Here is a 19872-nt window from a genome sequence, read left to right as displayed (position 1 = left end):
AGCTGCGGATGTTCGGCTCGTGCCTTCTTGTATGCCGCATTGGTGGCATCGATGTAGATCCGCTCCTCGGTGCGGAACAGCACCCGGTAGCCACGGGCCCACAGCGCATTGGCCAGCCGTGCTTCACGTGCGAAGGCACGACCCTCGTCGAGAATCTTCGCCTCGATGAACTCTTCTCGCGACAGCGTCGCTATATCCGGGGCTTCTCCGCGCAGGAACACCTCGGCGTGATCATCCTCGTGATCCATGGTGATCGCCTGATCGAGGTGGTTGCGCCCCGCTGTCGCCACCAGGGCGACCAGCTCACCACCTCGGAAGACACCGTTCAGATCGCCGATGTTCGGCAGGTGCCGAATCCTGACCGGGATCTCCCCGGACTGCGCCGGCGACAGCCATCCTCCTCTGGCTTCCAGCACATAGGACCGCACCATATCGACCGTCGGGTCCAAGGACAGGCCGATATGGAAGTCCCATGGATCGCCGTCGGTTACCTCACCGGCCAACGGGACCGGGTTTCCGTCCTGGTCGATCTCGGTGGGCAGTGCGATGGCCCGGCCGTGCCGATCGAGCGCCAGGGTCAGGAGCCCGCCCAGGGCCGCCGGGTCGCCACCGTCACGGAACACCCCGTACCCACCCAGGCCCGGGTCTTCGATATGCGCCTCGCCATCGCGCCACACCAGACGGAAGACGTGGCCTTCGGCGCCGTGCTCCTGCGGGTTGGCGAAGGCATCGAAGACGATCAGGCCGGCGCCTTCACGCTCATCCGCCGGTAGCGATTCGATCAACCGCTCGAGCGCCGCCATCGCATACCCGTGCGGCCGATCCGGGTCGATCTCGAAGCGGCGCAACAGTTCCGAGGCCGGCTCACCGCCGATACGCCGGACGAAGTCGCTGACCAACATGCCCCGCAGGCCCACCCGCTCGGGGGCGTCGATATCGGGATTCAGCGTCTTCAACAGCCGCAACAGCACCGGCCCGCACTGATTGTCCGTCGGGTGCGCGGGTGCCACCGATTCGGATGAAGACGAATCGGCCGGTGCCGTGTACCGGGCGGTCCCCGTGGACTGTGCGGCAGCGGGATCGCCGGCCCGGACGGCGGGTCGGGCGTCATAGGGCCGGTCGGCCGCGTGGGTCCCCGGCAACATGGCGGGGGCGGTCGTCGGCATTCCGAACCCGGGCGTCCCACGACGGGTACCGGTGGACGGCACCGAACTCGAGGACAAGTGGAACTGCACCGGGCCGGTGGTCACGGCACGGCTGCTGTGCCTGTCACCGGGCCGCACATCTCGGTCGACCAGGTTTTGGATGGCATCGAATACCCTGGCCCCCTCGTCGGATTCGACCGAAAGGAGACCGTCCAGTATCTGGGCGACGATGTCCGAATCCACGCCGGCCGCTTCGGCGACGGCCTCCGGCTGCCGGAGCACCGCCCGCAGCTCCTCGGGAAGGTGGTAGTAATCCAGACGGAACGCCGCGACCAGAGCACGACGGTGCGACGGGTCGCGCACCGGCTCACGCCGGGACACCACCTCTCGCACCGTCTCGGGCGAGACACCGGCCGCGGCGGCCACTTCCCGCGTTGTCGCCATCGGATACAAATCGGTCTGCGCATCCGGATGCACCACCGGGGTCTGCGGCAATGTCAACCCGTACCGTTGCGCCGCCTGCCGCACCCCCTGCGCGACCCCTTCGGGTACCGGAACACCCTTGAGTACGCCCAGCACCGTCCGCACCGATACCCCCGCGTCCATCGCAACCGCATGCCATAACGGCAACTGCGGTAGGTCGTATCCAGTGCTCCGGGCCACTTCGCGCAGCACCGTCTCCGTCTGCGCGTCCACCCGACCGCCGGCCAACCACCGGGCGGTCGCATCGGACCTCGCCCCCGCGGCGGCCGCCTGTGTCTCGAACCGCTCGCGCAGCTCTCGCGCAGCGGTCATATCCCCGGCCCGCGCCGCCCGTACGGTTTCCGCGACGGCATGGTCGTCCGTGGGCGGCGGATCGTTCGAAGGCGGAGGGTCACTCGCAGGTGCGGCCTCATCCAGTTCGAACCAGAATGTCTCGGCCGCGTCCCCGCTGTGCCTGTCGGCTCGCTGCGACAGGACCTCCACCAAGGACTGCCCCCAGGACCGCCGCACCCTCTCACCGGCGCGGATCACAGATCGGGACTCGAGCGCGTTACCGACCATCTCGACGTTCAATACCCGAGCGCCCGGTTTACCGGTCACCTGGGCGAATATCATGCCCGTATCGCCGGAATCCACTGCTCTGGACGCCAACTCCGAGGTCAGCAGCCCCGCGTTGTCGATCTGTTCGGGTCGCCAATCCCGCACCAGTTCTCGTACGCTCCGCCGCGCCCGCACCACCGACTCCGGGCCCCGCAGCGATAGCTGAACGAATGGCGGTGTCGCCCCTCCCGCCGGATCGGGCTCGGCTTCCGGGACGGAGAAATCCGGACCGTCGTTGCGCGGCCGGTGGTCGGGATTGGGCCGCCAGTACCGCGGTAGGTCGTCGGCGAGGGCCGCGAAATCGTCCTGCCAGATCTCCTCGGGAATCTCGAAGGAACCCAGGATCCGTTCGCCGCGCAAACCTCCCGGCCAGTGCACGGAGAGAACGCCCCCCTCAGCGTCCACCACACCGAACCCGCCGGCCGCGTCGATGACGTGGATACGGCGTACGACGTTCTCACTCAGCGTCGCGGAATCCACCGTGCGCGACACACCGTAGTGGGCGGCACCATTCGCGCGCACCGTTGTGTAGACGACCATTCCGTCGCGTCCCTGCGGCAGCGGGAGGAACCCTTCCCGCCACACATCGGCGACGGGGCGCGGGTCACCGCGCAGCAGCGGAGCTTCCCCGACGCGCCAACCCGCCTGCGGATAATCGGCCTCGAGTTCTTCCCACCGTCGACGGATCGCGTCGAGGTCGATACTCGTATCGGCGGCGGAAGCAAGCAGCACATCGTCAGGCAATTGCGCGGCCTCTCGGCGCCACTGCACCGATGTCGATGAACTGTCGAGGATCCACCGCACCACCTGAGCGCCATCGGAGGGATCCACGGGCCCCTCGGCCAACGGGCCCTCGATCGGCTTGCTCCCCTGCGGGGGACCCGACGGCATATCCATCTCGTCGGGCCGGGGGCCGCTGGTCGAGGCCCGCTCGGGTGCCGTCGTCGTCTCGTCGTGGGGCAGCACGTACCCGTGGACAGCGCGCCGCTCATCCTCCTCGATCGTTCCCTCGGTCACCCGGACCTGTAGGCCGTTGATCAACAGCAACTCGGGTAGCCCGGTCTCCGCTTCGGTCCATATCGCCGGGGTGCCGGCCGGGACGCGCAGGAACAGGAGATCCTGATCCCGCAACCGGATCGACGGGACGTGTCCGACTTCCACGGGGGTGAAACCCCGCAGCGATACGATCCGATCCCGCATACCCCCGGGGTCGGCTAAATCGTTGTCGTCGAGTTCGATTCGGCAAACCACTTCGATATCGAACGGCAGCGGAAGCATTGCGTCGGCGAGCTTACGAATCCGTTCGGCTGCCGGATCGTCTTCGGCCCGCCGATCTTCGGGAGTGTTCAGATAATCGTTGACCGGCCGATAACCGAAGGGATCGGCGTAAACCTTGGCGCCCTTGGCCCACTGCACCACTTCCTTCGTTTCCGAAGGCATAGCGGCCCAACGCGCCCGCAGACGCACGATAGCGGTTTCACTGTCGACCGGTTCGCGCACGGGCTGTGACTCGTCGGCGGCGACACGCGCATCGTCATCGTTCAGCAGCCCCTCGATGGGCTCGGCGTCGCCTGCCGACGGCGAATCCTCGACAACGCGGTTCGATTCTCGGTAGGCCACCAGTTGCGCGTCAGCGGCCTGCGCCCAGGTCGGGCGCCAGTCGTCCCGCCGGAAATACCCCTCCAGCCCCAACACCTGCGTGCCGGCCCGAACAAGCCACGTGGTAGCCGCTTCGCCGTGGTCCGTCAGGGCGAGCACTTCGGACACCGCCTCGACGGCCGACCGCAGGTCCTTCAGGAAACCCCGCCGCTCGCCATCCGACCATTCCGGCACGGTCGCTTCGGGTACCTGCTCCGATAGCGCTTCGAGGATTTCCAGGACGACGTTCGCCGCGGGGGGGAGATCCGGCGCAAGCGCCCACAACTGCCACGTCTGCGCGTCCTGAGGGTCCAGGCTCCGAACGCTGCTCTGCCACAGTGCGCGAGTCAGTTCCCACACAAGAGCGACCACCTGACGTCCGGTGCCGACCATGTGCTCGATCGGGAACGACACTCCGGTACGGTGCGCATCCAGCTCGACCGCGGCCTGTTCGAGCAATTCCCGAAGCCGGGTGACGCCCTGCTCGGGGGTGCGGCATTCGTTTGCCGCCCACGCGGCCAGGTCCTCCTGGCTGCGTTCGGACACGTCCTGCCAGTGCTCCAGAGCGGCGGTATCGAGGGCGACGGGCACACCGGCCAGTTGTGCGGCCGCTTCCGCGGCGTCGATATCACCGAATTCACCGTGGGCCAGGGCCTTGCGCGGCTTGGCCAGTGCCTTACGGATCCTCCGTACCAAGCGTTCCGGTCTCGAGTCGGTCATATCCGAAAACCATTGCGCCAGAACGCCGGCCACCGCGGTATTACGTGGCACCCCGGCCTGGACAGGAGAAACTCGGTATCGGCCGGAGTCATCGGTGTCCAATACCAGGGTGACCGCCTTGTCCAGGCCGGGTATCTCGATCTGGTACTGCTTGCCCCCGGTGGCCCCCTCATCCGGCCAGGACGGCAGTGGCCGCTCCCGGATCGCCATGCTGTAGAGCACGCCTGCGGGATGATCCGGCCGCTGCAACTCGGGGTTGTCGCGTGCCATCTCGTATCCGAATTGGAGAATGTCGCTGCGCAGCCGACCCGCGACGACCTCGTCCCAATACGGAAGGTCGGATTCCCAGGACTCGTTGCAATGGTTCAGCACCCACGGGTTGCGACGCTTGGCCTCGTCTTCCTCCTTCCGCAGGTTGAACTCCGCCGGATTGCGCTGTTTGCGCGCAACCTCTTCCGACTCGGTGTAGAACGCACCCGGCCCGAGCAGATCCAACCATTTACGCCACGAGGGCACGGTCTTACCGTCCTGCTGTAGCGACCGGCACAGCGTCAGGTACTGCGACACCAGTCCTGCAACGGCCTCGTCCCAGGTCGGACGGCGGTACGGTCCCTCCGCCTCGTCCCGGGTGATCGGCCGATACATCACGTCGCCGTCCGGACGCGTGGTCACTTCCAGGTATTGGATGTGGGTTCCGGGTTTCCACAGCAAACCGAGGTAGTAGTCGCTTTCCAGGGCCAACTCGGTGAGCACATCCAGATGCATGCCCTTCTCGGCGGCGACGATCAACAGGTACCCCATGCCGGTGAAAGACGCGACATGGGGGCTGAGCTTCGCATGCGGGGTCCATCCGTCTCGGTCGTAGCGGCGCATCTCCTGATCGATGATCCGGCTACAGACTTCCCGGATCTTCGAGTCGGGTGGCGCAAGTGGTGACGGTTTCTCCGCGGCGGGCAGCGTGGGCACCTCGCTCGGTGACGGTGCGACCGGCCGACGGTGCGCGGGTAGGTCGTCGGTACCGCCCTCCAGCGCCTGCTCGATCCTCCTCAGCACACCCCAGGAATGGTGGTCCGCGAAATCCATCTCCTGCGCGAGAAGCGCGGACAAGGCGTTGTGATCTCTGGAAACACGACTCCAGAACCCGGTGCTGTCCTGCCCGATCCCGATTTCGAGGAGCCCGAGAGCAGGCACCCTGATCGAATGTCCCTTTTCGAAACGGAACTTCGGATCTCTCACCTCGGGCAGCGGTATGCGACGCAGGTAGAGACGGTGCAAGACCTCCGCGGGATGGCCCCGCACCACCATGGCGTTGTCCTCCGCCATCCGGTAGCCGATCTCCATGATGTTGCTGCGGAGCCGACCGGCGAAGATCTCGTCCCTTGCCGGTAGATCGGTTGTCGAGGCGTCGTTGACGTGGTTGATCGCGTACGGATCTCGTCGCAGCGCATCGTATTCCGGTTTCCGAGCATCGTAGGCGCCCTTGCGGAACCGGTTCGGTACATCTTTCTTCTGATAGAAGGCCTCGTCGCCGAGCAACCGCAACCAGTCGTCGAAGGGATCCGCGGTGGTGCCTTCCCTCCGGGCCTGAACGTATCCGGCAACCAATGCCGCGCAGGATTCCTCCCATGTCGCGCGGCGGTATGGCCCCTCCGCCTCGTCCCTGGTGATGGGTTCCAACTCCACCTGACCGCTCGACCATGTCGATACCCGCACATACCGGATTCCCAGGCCGGGCCGCCACAATGCATCGGCGAATTCATCGTGTTCGGCGAGCAATTCGTTCAGTGCCGCCACATGCTCGCCTCGCCGGGCCACGACGAACAACTGGTTCGGTTCCGGGAACCAGGCGACCTGGCCGGTGAGCTGCTCACCACCCGGATGACGCGTGAGTTCCTCTTCCACCGCGCGCTGCATGGCGGCGGTGACGGCCTCTTGCTTCCGTCTTGTTTCCGGGTCGATTTCCGAGTGGGTCTCGGGGTCGCGGCCGGTGGCGCGTCCGTCTCCGGACGAATCCGACGCTCCCAGGCCGGCGGTGGAACCGATCGGACCGTGAACCCTGCGACCCTGCCGCCACGCCCGGAACCGGGCCGCCACACTGCCGCCCAACCGCCGCTCCGGGCTACCATCGACGAACGCCACGCCCTCGAAGGGGCCGAGGTTGTCCAGATCCAGGCCGTATTCTTCTCGAAGGCGCCGCCGGAAATCCGCCAAGGACTCCCACCGTTCGAGCCGGGCCACATCGTCGGTGTGGAACGACACCCACACATCGGGTTCGCCCGCCCGTTCGCTGCGGTTGTGCAACACCATCGAGTGGTTCGCCACCTCGTCGCGTCCGGCCGGACCCGGCCGCCGTACGACCAGCGCCACCGCCGATCCCGGACGTTCGGCCATCCACCCCTCGACGGTGTGCTGCGGCCGTGTCGGCGATCCGCCGTCTCGGCTCACCGCGTCCCAGCCGCCCGGGTGCAGTGCCCCGCCGAGGATGCGTTGCATGGTCCGAACCCGTGCGGCGCCCTTACCCGCCCGCTTCACGGCACGTTCCCGGATGCTCTCGTCACCGGTGAGGTTTGCCAGCAGATGCGCCGAACCGACCACGCAATGCTCGGGGTCGCTAGGGAATTTCGCCCGTGTTTCCGAGGTCGCCGGGCCGGCGACCCGCACGGGATCGCTCGCCGCCGGTTGGGTGGGTGTGGGACCGTCGGCATCCGATGCGGGGGATATCAGAAGCTCTCCGGGCCGTGCTCGACCGAGCTGTCCGTCCTGCATGACCACTCGACCGCCGACGATGACCGCGTCGACTCCCTTGGCCGGTTGCCGCGGATCGGTGAGAGTGGCGACCTCGGTTCGGAAAGCATCGGGATCGAAGAGGATCAGATCCGCGATCTTCCCCGCCGCGATGACACCGCGATCCGTCAGGCCGAACCGCTGAGCGGGCAGCGAGGTGATCTTGCGAATGGCCTCCTGGAGCGGTACTCCGAGCCGCGCCATCTCCTCGAAGTATTTCGGGAAGGTTCCGTACAGCCGGGGGTGCGGTTTCGCCGCATCGGTGGGCAGTCCGTCCGAGCCGATCATGCTGTAGGGCTTGCGGAGCACATTCGCCATGTCCTGCGGGCTCAGGCACAGCGAGACGAAGGTCAGGTCGCCTCTCGTCTTCTCCAGCAGGTGGCAGACGACTTCGGTGACATCCACGCCGAGGGCTTCCGCCGCCTGCGCCAGGTTGAGACCTTCCAGCTGCTTCAGTTCGGCCAGGGCCGCGAGTTCGGCTTCATGCCTGCGGTTCTCCTCGGCCACGAGCGCCGCCACATCCTCCGCCGCCCGCAGCCGCTCGAGCTCCTTCGCGTGCCTGCGGGCTTCGATACCCGCGAGCTCGTCCTTGGCCCCTCGAGCTTGGCGGGCGAGTTCCTCGTCGTCCGGAACAGGCATATCGGCCAGGGCCGCGAGCTCGGCTTCATGCCTGCGGTTCTCCTCGGCCACGAGCGCCGCCACATCCTCCGCCGCCCGCAGCCGCTCGAGTTCCTGCTCGTGTCGGTCGGTCTCTTTGAGCGCGAGTTCCCTTTCCGGGACGAAGGTCAGAACAAGCGCCTCCGGGGTGTCTCCTTGGAGGATGTTCTCCCAGTCCGGATAGCCGGGATCCCCGTGAACGAGTTTGTCGCGGATCGAGGCCCGCGCCTCGGGATCGGCCAGCCGGATCATCTCCTTGCCGCCCTGCAGAGCGCTGGGCGGCAACAGGTAGATCGGGATGAGACCGGTGCTCGGGTACGGATAGACGTCGACGGTCACATCCAGGCCCTCGGCGATGGCCTCGTCGATCATGCGCAGCGCCTCGGTCATCGTCCCCCAGTTGGCGGGGCCGGTGGCCTTGAGGTGGCTGAGGTGGACGGCCACCCCGCTGTCTCGGGCTATCTGCAACATCTCCGCGACGGAGGTCAGCAGTCCGTCGCCCTCGTTGCGCATATGCGCGACGAGTAGGCCGTCGTGACGGTGGACGACGGCCGCGAGCCGGGTCAATTCCTGTGTGGTCGCCGTGGCTCCGCCGTAGATCATTCCGAGGGAAAGGCCGACCGCCCCGGACCGCATCGCCTCCTCGACGTGCCGCTCCATGGCGCGAATTTCGTCCTCGGTGGCCGCACGGGCGTCGAGTCCCATCGCGGCGACCCGCACCGCATTGTGCCCGAGCAGCGGACGAACATTCTGGCCCAATGCTTTTCGACCGAGCATGTCCAACCAGACCCGCGTTGTGGGCCAGTCCCAGGGCCGGTCGAGCACGCCGAGCACCGCGGCGGCGTCCTCGGCGAGTTTTTCCGCAGCCTTCGCATCCCCTTCTTTGGTCGGGAACATGCTGAAACCGCAGTTGCCGGTGACAACGCTGGTAACGCCCTGGCCGAGCTTGAAGTCCAGCGCGCCCCACTTCACGACGGCCACATCGTCATGGGTGTGGGTGTCGACGAAGCCCGGCGCGAGCACACGGCCCTTCGCGTCGAGGACAGGTGCGCCGGCGCGGCGAGGAAGGGCGGGGCCGGCGGCCACGATACGTCCGTCCCGCACCATCACATCGCCGACGAACGACGCGGCGCCGGTGCCGTCGAAGACGGTCGCCTCGGTGAGAACCATATCCTGCGTCAGCAGGTAGTCCAGTCGTTGCGCCAACTCTCGGGTATCCGCGGAGCCGTCATCGCGGGACTCCCCGGCGGATCGTTCGAGCTCTTCCACCCAGGAGCGCACGGTTTCGTACCACTCCCGCCGGTGTGGCTCGTCACGCCGGCGGTGGGCATCCGCATACCAGCGCTCCAGTTCGGTGAGGTTGTTGTGCAAACGCACGGCGGTGTCGAATTCGGCGGCGTAGGCGCTCAACGCATTCAACCGCAGCAGCCGGCGGCCCAGCCGCATCAATGCCCCGCGTTCCCGCCGCCCGAGCATCTCGCGGGCCCGATCGCTCGCCGCGATCCGGTCGACGACATCCCGCACCTGGTCGGGGGACGCGGTCGGCGGCAACAGTCCGATCTCGGCCCGCAGCTCGTCCGGCAGCGCGCGGATTCGCGTGGCGAGCCGTTGGGCCAGGGCATGGCGATTCCGTTCGAGCCGTATCCCGGCCGGACGGTCCGGTGCGAGATCCCGCAACCGCGCCATTGTCGGCTGTCCGTCCCCGAGCACGCGCGCGACCAACCGGCGACGCCATCCCGGTCCGATCGGAACGCGATCGCGTACCCGCAGCGCATCCGATTCGTTCAGTTCGGCGGCGATCGCGAACCGATCCATGGCGGCCCGCTGCCGAAGCGCGGTCAGGGCGGGGCCGAGTCCAGGTGCTTCGTCGACCGATACGAGATTCATCTCGGCGGCGTGCGCGTCTACACCGATTCGAGCAACACCGGGGTGAGCCGGGCCGACCGCGTTATCGGCGTCGATCATGCCGGGCCCCGACGGTTCCCAGGCCGAACGCGCGGGAACCGTGATCGCTCCCTGATCGGTGACGAGCGTGACCGGTCCGCCGATGTCCATGACCGGCGCGAGGGCTTGTGCCCAACCCGCTACCGTCGCCCGTGCGGCCTCGGTCTGAGCGGTCTCCCAGTCGATGGGATGATTCGCCCACTCCTCGGCCACCGCCCTGACATTGTCGGGGATCCGACCCCCCATCCGCTGTTCGTGCGCCCACTGTTCGGCGTTCGGTGTACGCACCTGCTGGTAAAGGGCGTCGAGCTGGTCGGCCAGGTGGGGGTGGTGTCGTTTGGCTTCTTCGATGAGCGCGAATGTCTCGTCCGGTGCGAGAGCATCGACCATCTCACCCCGCCGATCGGCGTGCAGGCGTCCGGTGTGCGCCCCCGCGGCGGTGATCACCGTGCGTTCCTCGTACAGCCCGTACCGGTAGTCCGACCACTCTCGCACTGCGAACGTCACACCGACCACTTCATAGTCGTCGGGATCGGTACTGGAGGGTCGCAGAATCACCTGTGGTCGCTCGTGCCGATCCATCATGGACTCGTAGGATTCGGCGATCGAACGGAGTTCCGCATCGCCTACCCCGGCCGTCTTCAAGGCCTCCAGTGCCGCACCGAGCTGACTCGGCGACATCAACAGACCGTGTGCGAACTCCGTTTCGACGGAACGGAAGGCCCCGTCACCGGTCAAGGGGTAAACATTGTCCACCCCACGTTCGACATCCGGGATCCTTACCCGCCACCCATCAGGCCCTTCCTCGACACGCCGACCTTCCCGCTCCGCGACCGGAGTCACGACAACGGGTAGGTCCCGCTCGGCGGCGAACCGGCCCAGCCATTCGGCGTCCCACGCGCTGACCGGCAGCCCCGATCCATCCTCGCTCGGGATCTGCGGAACGACCACCCCGATGATCCGCGCACCGGGCCCCAACGCACCGGGCAGATCCACCGGCGCACCCATCCGGCGCTCATCGGCCATCAGGCCATCGCCGGTGACCGGGCCTGCGGACGACCAACCCAGGTTCACATTCCCCGCCGGCACCGAGATGAGCAGCCCGGCATGCTCGGGCGGATGCGCCGCATCGATGAGAGCCGGCGTGTGGGACAGGTGCCGGTTCTCCTCGGGGTCGTATCCCTGGCGAGTACCGACCCGATCGGGATCACGAACGTACGCATCCTCGGGTGTCGAGCGGGCGATACGGGAGTCGGGCCCGATCAGCCGGTGCAACATGGTGCCACGCGCGCGCAACGGCACCATCACATAACGCCACCCGGGTCCGTGGGCCCGCGGATCGGTGACCCCGAGCAGATCGGCCGACGACGTGGCACCGTCACCGTCGGGATCCACCGGGTCTTCTCGGAGTACGTCTCGTTCGCTCGACGGATCGGCAGTTGGTGGATCGGCAGCGGGTCGGGAGGTGACAGCGGAAGGCAACTCCACCGGCCCATCCGATGGCACATGCGCCGTCGTGACCTCATCCGCAGGCGACACACCACTACCCGATGCCCGCTGCTCGAGAACGTGTTGCCGCCATCGCTCGTCGCTCATCCACCCGAACGGCTCCGACGGGCCAGGCTTGGGCGGAATGTCCTCCGACCCCACCGACAGCCGGCCGGTATCCGTAACCTCGGGATCCGCCGAAACCCCACCGGCGGGTGATACACCACCACCGGACGCCCGCTGCTCGAGAACGTGTTGCCGCCATCGCTCGTCGCTCATCCACCCGAACGGCTCCGACGGGCCAGGCTTGGGCGGAATGTCCTCCGACCCCACCAACTGCCGGCCGGTATCCGCATCCTCCGACTGTGCGGGCATCGGTGACCGCCCACTATCGGAGGAAGAACCGTCGGTGCGCGCCGTCGGATCGGGGACTTCCTCCCCGCGAGCGGACCTGACGTTCGCCCCGAACCGCGCCGAAGCCGATCCGTCCCCGGGCGCCTCGGCATCGGAGACCGTGTCTTCCCGGAGCTCGGGTGGGGATATGTCGTCACGCCCCGGGCCGTCGGGCTGTTCCTGGTTCGACACACCGACGCGGAAGTTACGGCGGCTGGTCCGCACCACGCCGTCGGCGTCGGCGACCTCCACCCGTTCGCCGCTGCTGTCGAGGAATATGCCGAATATCGGGTGCTCGGCCGATTCGGGCGAGGGCACGAAATTGGGCCGCAGCACCCCCTTGCCCGGGTCGCGCAGCTCGACCCGAACTCTCCCGGAGTCGTCCACCCTGCGAATCAACCAGTACGCGTGGCCGAGAGCCCCACGCTTCTCACTTCGCCCATCGTGCGTCGGGTCGAGCACCAGCAGGCCCATGTTCCGGCCACCGCCCGGATTCTCCGCATCGGCGTCACGCCGGGCACCCTCTTCCAACAACAGGGCAACGGCTTCGCCGATATTCGTGAAGGCCTGCTTACGCCCGCCCAACACCTTTTCGATGCGACCGACCCGCATCCCCCCGAGGCCGGCGGTGAATTCGTCGAGGCCCTCCCGGCCGGTCACCGCACCGATGTCCTGCATCGTCAGCGGTCCACACTGGTTGTCCTCGTGCGGCCACGACACCTCCAGGCGCCGATCCCCTCCCTCGCCCGTGCCATCGGGCGCCGGACCGCTCGGTTTCGCGAACAACCGCACCAGTAAACGACGCAACGGACCCCGGCGCACCCGAGCTCGATTGAGCTGGTGCGCCTGCTCCCAGTCCGCCATGGTTGCGGCGTACTCTTCCGGGTCGAGTCCATGCGATACCCCGTGCACCACCCGCGCCGGATCGGTCAATGGCAACGACTCGTCCAGTGCGCCGGCCACGCTCCCCTCCGCCAGCGCCTCCCTGCTCTTCAGCCCCTTCGCCGGGTCGCCATCGATGAAGCCATAGCGTGGGAGCAGTTCCACCCAGGCGGGGAATCCCCCCTCCGGCGGGATCGACCCGCGGCCGCGAAGAACGTAGAAGGCGGCTTCGAGTGCCGTTCGCATCCTGTCGTCGGACTCGTTGATCCGGTGATAACGATCCACCACATGAGCGAATTCGTGGCGAAGAATTCTGGAAATCAGGTCTTCCGACGACCGGGCCCACCAGTGGCTCGACTGCGAATTCTGTAATACCCTCGCAGACCAATCCTGGTCGACCGCCATCCTTCGGTCCAGGGCGATAAGCGAGTAATAACTGTTTCTCGACCCGTCGAAAGCGATTCCGAAGTAGGACGCCTCTCCCACAGGGGATATCTTCGGCAAACCGTGATGGAGCATTTCACGCTGCTCGACGAAACGCACTTCACGAAGGTTTTTCCTGCCGCCGTATTCCGCGATCAGGGTGCGCAGCGCACGATCGGCGGATTCCAGGGCATCCACGCGGATATCCCCGGACTCCCACCCCGTCAATCGGACGTGGTGATCGTCGTACAGTTGCTCGGCTATCCGTTTTTTGGCCGCACGATCCCGCCCCGACCGGACCGACGACTCGTCCGTCTCGTCGACCGGCGTCGGCGCCGGCTCGTCGGCGGCCCGTGGCTCCTCGAAACGAGCCCAGACCTCCCCGTGCGGCTCCACCCCTGATCGATCGGCGACCTTCAGCGACCGGCGGACCTCCGTACCCACCGCATCGGCACCGTACTGCGGAACGAGAGCAGCCAGATGCCGCTGCCAGGCGCTTTCCTTGCCTATCCCCACCAACGGGCGATATTGATCGCATTCGATGGATAGGCTCAGCGATCGAGCACCGGCATCCTCCGACAACCGAATCTGCAATCGGGCCTGCGGCCTGAACACCGCTTCCCTGGCGGTCGGATGCTCGGTGGTCCGGTCGGGGCGAGCAGCGGGGAACGTCTCGTGGGATGAAACCGGGCCCGCGACCTGGGCCAACTCCTCTGGTGCGGGGAAGTCCGCCATGAACCGCAGCATGTCGAGCATGGCGTTACGGACCACTTCCGTCGCCGCCGTGATCCGATCCGCGTCACGCCAACCCCATGCCCGCAGCCTGTCGCCCAACACCGACGCGGCCGCTTCCACCAGGTGTTCTTCACCCCACTTGAATGTCACGGCCGATTCCGGGTTGTCCGCCGACAGGTTCCGAATTCGCCGCACGGCTTTGGTCCTGTCGGGATCCGCCTCGGAAACACGGCTTTCCACCACGGCCTCGTGTTCGACGATGGCCCGTTCCTTCGCGCGGACCACCTCCGTCCGGTCGGAATATTCGTCCAGCACCGAGAGCAACTGTCGATATACATGCTCGGGAACGATTCCGTGCAATGTGTACGCCGACCACAGCGCCGCCGGTTCGATTCCCGCCTCGGTGGTGAAATCCCGCAACCGCGACAGCGCTGCCTGCCGCTCCCGCACCGCGTCCGCATGAGCCGACAACAGCTGGTATCGCCACGGGGTCACGGCGCTCGACACCGCACCGAGCTGCTCGAGCCGCACGACCATGGCGGCGACCTCACGGTGGCGGAGCTTCACATCCCAGTTGGCGGCCGGCTCGGCGGCCGCTTCCGCCAGCTCGTCCCGTTCGGCCACCAGACTCTCGTAGGCCTGCCGGAACGGTTCCGGAACCGAATTGTTCCCATCCGGTTCCTCGGACGATGTGATATGCGCCTGTCCCGGAGGGGCCGACCCATCACCGACCCATGGAACCCGACCCGGTTCGGCCCGCCCGTCCACGGACCGGTCGGAACGGCCGGGACCGTCGCCCGCGCCCGGACGACCCGCCCGCGTCCCGATCGGTTCGGTGGGTCCCCGCAACGGCGACGGTTCCGCACCGTCCAACCTTTCCCGCGGGACCCCGTTGTCGTCGAACACCAGTCGATGCGTTCTCTCGACCTCGGAGCCGACCCGGTCCACCCACCGTGATACCGCGGACTCGCCGAGGACCCACCCGTTCACGCTGTCGGCGTAACCGTCGTCGAATACGGCCACTTCACCGAGATGCCCCTGTAGCTGCGGGTATTCCTCGATCAGGCGGTCGTCCACCCGAACCACCGCCACCGCGTGTGCGAGGCCCTGGCCGGTGAAGTCCAGTGCCGCCGCGATCCTGCCCACATCATTACCGGCGGTGCCCACCAGCCGGACCAATTCGGCCGGTCCGGCGCGACCCGACAACGGTGGTTCGACATCCCAGTTCGCGTTCAATCCCTTCGCGAACTCCGATCCGGACATACCGTCTCTGGCGATGACCGGATCGTCCATGGACGCCGGGGCCATCTCGGCGGCGTGTGCGCCGGCACCGGCCACGATCACCGCCTGTGTCTTCGGACCGCACAGCCGTTCCGGCGGGTGGTTGTCCTCGAATGCATAGGCGGCGGTAGCGGACTCGGATACGGTTTCCGTTCCCTGTTCGAGTGCCAGTTTCGCGGCCAGTTTGGCGGTCACCCGAAGTTTCAGATGGCGGACGGCCTGGGGGGTCTTGCCCATCAGCTCGGCGAGCTGTGTCGGGGAGCTCACGCCCTCGCCGAACCACAGTGCGCCCAAATCCCGTTCGGCCGGTGATTTCAAGCGGGCGGCGAGTTTCCTCAGGTGCTCCGTCGAAGCCCGATCGACCAACTCCCGCGCCTGTGCAGCTGTCAGACGGAAGTTGTCCTGTTGGGCCGGTATGGTCTGCTGCGCGCCGAGGCGCTGCATGGCCGCGAGTACCCGTCGCCCTTTCTCGGAATCCATGGGCTGTTCCCCGCGGAGCATGCGCGCGACCGTCGATTGAGCGACGCCGGCTTCGGCGGCGATCTCCCGTTGGGTCGGACCCGGATCGAGAACGCGACGAAGGGCATCGGGTATTTCCACACCGAGTTGCTGCGCCGCGAGCAATATTCGCCGTTCACGAGCGAGGGAGGTGGGCCTGCTCTGCGCGAGCACCTCGGCGACGGTCCACCGCGATTCCCCGGACAGTCGGGCGATGGCCGCATTGCTACCGGGAACCCAATAGCCATGTTCTTCCATTGCCGCGAGGACTTTGCTGCGGGTTTCCGTGTTGCCGGCGGTGCCCTGGACCACTCGGTTCACCGCTGTCGGGGAAACTTCTGCTGCCACCGCCAATTCGGTTTGCCGGGGTTGCCGTACGAAGTACCCGCGCACGAACCGGTCGTCGACGAAATGCCCGGGCACCAGTCTTTCGACGAACAGCGGGTCTATCACTACGGCGAGATGAGCGGGAATCTCGCGTCCCAGCCATTGCGCGGCGACGAGGACCCGTTGCTCCTCTTCGGTGAAAACCGGGCGATCCCGGTGAAGCACTTCGGAGACGGTGCCCTGTCCCACGCCGGCCAACCTGGCCACATCGTCCTGTGTGGGACGCCGTGACAACTCATCATCACTCGCGGCAAAGAATCGGCGGACCGCCTGAACGAGCCGATCCGACTCCGACGTACCCAATTCCTGGTCCGGCAAAGCAGCCGATACCCGGGCCCGATCCACCTCGGTCCAGGGGAGCCCCAGCAAATCCGCCAACTCACCGCGCAGAACACGAATCTGCTCGGCATCTGCCCTGTCCACCGGGGGATACCACAGCCCCACCTCGTCGGCTGCCGCGTAAACCCGCTGTCGGACGGCCTCGTCGACATGTGCCGTGCCGGACAGGACGCGCGAGACAATCGCCTGATCCACGCCCGCGGCCTCGGCTACCTCGGCATATCTCGGCTGCTGTTTGAAGGCCCGGCCCTCGGCCGCCAACGCCGGGGTGAATCGCTCCGAAACGAATCGCGGATCGATCGCGGCAATCTGGTTCTCGGTGAGCGGATACCCCAGCCACCGCGCCGCAATGAACACCCGCTGTTCTGCCTCGGTGTAACTTGGGCTCCGGCGGCCGAGCATGTAGTGAACAGTTTTCCGAGTCACACCGGCGAGCCGAGCCACCTGGGGCTTCCCAGGTCTGCGCGGCAAAAGGCCGAGAGAAGTAGCCGCATCCCGGACCTGCCCCCAAACCATCAGATCCATTTCCCGACCGGCGAACACGCGACGAACCACGTCTTCGGATACACCTGCGGCCTCGGCCAGATCCGCCACGAATTGTCGCGGCAACCGGATACCGGCCAAGACCTCGGAAGTCAGCGGGAATCCGAGTTCGGTTGCCGCGGAAAGCACTTTTCGCAGGGTATGCGCGCTTACCGGACCGCTGTTGAAGGCTCTGTGAACACTGCCGGGATTCACCTCCGCCTTTCGCGCCACCTGCTTCATGGAGACCACGGGCGGGAGCCGGAACCGGACATTCGCGGGAGTCGGTATACCGAGCCGGTCCGCGGTCGTCAACAACGCCCGCCCCACCTGCGCATCGACTTCTTTGCCGTGGAAAAACCGGAGGACCTGAGAGTATGGCACCCCGGATGCCCGTGCTACGTCGGTCATCTTGTAACGGCGCCTCGGCGGTGGCGGAGCCGGGGGGAGCTGGTCCACGAGCTCTGGGGCAAGTCGATGTAGTGCCTCGACCACTTGCCGGCGTAGTTCCGGATCCACCCACTTTCCGGCACGTACCCGTTGCACCACCACTTTGGACGCCCCCGCCGCCCGAGCGATCTCCGCGGTATTCCACCAAATCGGCGGGTTGAGGGCTGCTTCCGGAAGTTCGTACCCTTCCCGAGTTGCCACTGCGACAACCCGAGACCACGTTGCGTATGTGACCCGCCCGCCGTCGAGCAGCCGGTCAACCGCGTCCAGCGATACCCCCGCCTCGTGAGCCAATCTATTTCGAGAGAGCGGCCGGGGCGGTGGCGGAGGCACCACCAACAATTCCGGCGGAATCTCGAGATCGAGCCGGGCCGCCCCCGCAGCGATCTTCTGCCGGGACTCGGCCATGACCGAGCGGCCCGCGAGCCATCGTTGCAACGTGTTCGTGGACACCCCGGACTCCCGTGCCAGAATCGTCCATTCGAACTTGGAAGCGAATTCGTGAATCGAAACCACATCGCCGTCCCGAAATTCGAATTCGAGTTCCCGCATCGTGGTCGAGACGCGCTCCCGAACCGTGTCCGGAACCGAATCTCCACGCGCCATTCGCCGTATGGCGTTGTGCGGCACTCGGGCCCGGCGTGCCACAGCATAGGTCGAAACCGGTTGTGGCAGTCGCGGTGGCCGCGCGACATCCTCGGATAGCTCGTATCCGATCCGCTTCGCCGCTGCCACCACGCGTCCGTGAACCGACTGAGAGACAGCCTTCTTGTTCAGTACGAGAATGACCTCGCGAAGCGGAACACCCGCAACGCGAGCAACATCCGTGGCGGTAGGCGGCGAACTCGGTTCGAAGTCGACGGTAAGCGGAGCGCTTTTCTCATGGGCGATCGACCGCTCCTGCCTGGGCACCGCCCCTTTGATGCCGTCGGTTCCCGCACTCGTGGGCTGCTGTTCGGATACCGTCGCATCACTCCGGGCGTGACCCAGCGAATCGACCAACTTGGCCTGCGCCGTCGATTGCAATGAGGTTGCTCTGTTACGAGTCACCATCATCGTCCGGCTCGACTCGAGCAACGGCTCTCCCCGCAGAACGGTCAGGAAGAAGATGGTCTTCTCCTGCGGTGGGAGTGTCTCGACGGCGACCGCCAAATCCCTCAGATTTCCGGCTACCGCCTGCGCCAGCTTCGGCGACAGCCGTGACATCACCTCCGCGGCGAGTCGGTCGTAGTCGGGCCCGGATTTCGGGAGGCCGCTCAACCATTCGTCGATATCGACAACCGGCGGCTCCGGCACTTCGAGTAGCGAGATCATCAATTGATCGACGACGACGGTCGCCCGCTCGGCGATATCGGTGATCCCCATGATCGACCCGACCCGCTCCGGGGAAAGACCGCGCAGGAAGCGGAGGTTGAAGTATTCGCGGGAACGTCCGGTCAAACTCGTCGCCGCATTGTGCAGTTTCTCGAAATCGCCTCCCACGGCCGCCACGACTTCGGCGGGAAAACGTTCGGCCACCAATGCGCTCAGCAACTCGTGTTCCGACGTACCGGGTGACGGTATCTCGTTCAACGAGATCCGGTACTCGTCGAAGACGATGTCGGCCACCGCACGCGCAGCGACGGCGTCCAGAATGCCCGGCTCCGCGACCGCGCCCAGCTTCCTGGCCTTGGCCAGGGCCAACTCCTCGGTGGCCGCCAACCCGTAACGCTGTCGCAGCCACTCCCGGTGGGGTCCACGAAGGCCTCTGTTCAAGGCATGTTCGATCTCCACCGACTTCGCCGAGGCCACGACCTGGGCCCGCAATTCGGAAGCGGCCGCGGCATCTCTGTCCTCTTCGCGCACATCGGCTCGTAGCCGTTCCAGGACGGCCGCGCGAACGCGTTCGGTGATCCGGCGCTCGATTGCTTTGGGCGCGATATCGAGCAACCAGTCACGGACATTGCGCCCTTCGGGTGGGTTCCAATGGAAATGGTCCGCGGTGGCGAGCACATCGTCGACAGCGCCGCGTGCCAATGTCACAGCTTGCGGATCACCGATCATGGCCCGCACATCCGGGAGGATCTGTCGCCCGAAAACCTCGTACAGGCGTCTCGACGCGGAAGAATCACCTGCGCGTGCCGAGGCCAGTAGCGCCGCTGTCGCGCCATGCTCCGACTGCTCCCGCCCGATCCGAGTGGACGGTTCGACGGCGGGCACGGTCGAGATCGGGTTCTGTATCGCGGTACCGTCGCCGTTGCGGAAGATGACGAAGGTTTCCTCGACACCTTCCCGGCGACTGCCCGGAACGTAGGGGTGGTCGGTTTCGATGACGGCGGGGCGCTGGATAACGGCGCTACCGTGCGGCGGGTTGTCCTGGACCCAATAGCGGAGGCGGACGGTGCCGTCGACGGCGACATACATCTCGTAGGCGTGCGCCCCGACCTTGTTCGGGTTGTCCGGGTCGACAGGGGCATACTCTTCGACCACCACGGCGACGGGTCCGCGATTGGGTATCCGTGTG

1 protein-coding gene (only partly in view) is annotated in these 19872 nt (G+C 66.5%); it reads right to left on the bottom strand.

All 19872 nt of this window come from inside a single coding sequence — locus ON32_RS03710, LacI family DNA-binding transcriptional regulator, on the bottom strand. Of the gene's 64242 coding nucleotides, 30410 precede the window and 13960 follow it; the stretch shown corresponds to coding positions 30411–50282, spanning codon 10137 (partial) through codon 16761 (partial); reading right to left, the first codon wholly in view occupies window positions 19869–19871. Both the start codon and the stop codon lie outside the window.

This window comes from Nocardia paucivorans NBRC 100373 (genome assembly GCF_000308675.1).
Lineage (GTDB): Bacteria > Actinomycetota > Actinomycetes > Mycobacteriales > Mycobacteriaceae > Nocardia > Nocardia paucivorans.
This window is presented reverse-complemented; position numbering and strand designations above follow the sequence as displayed.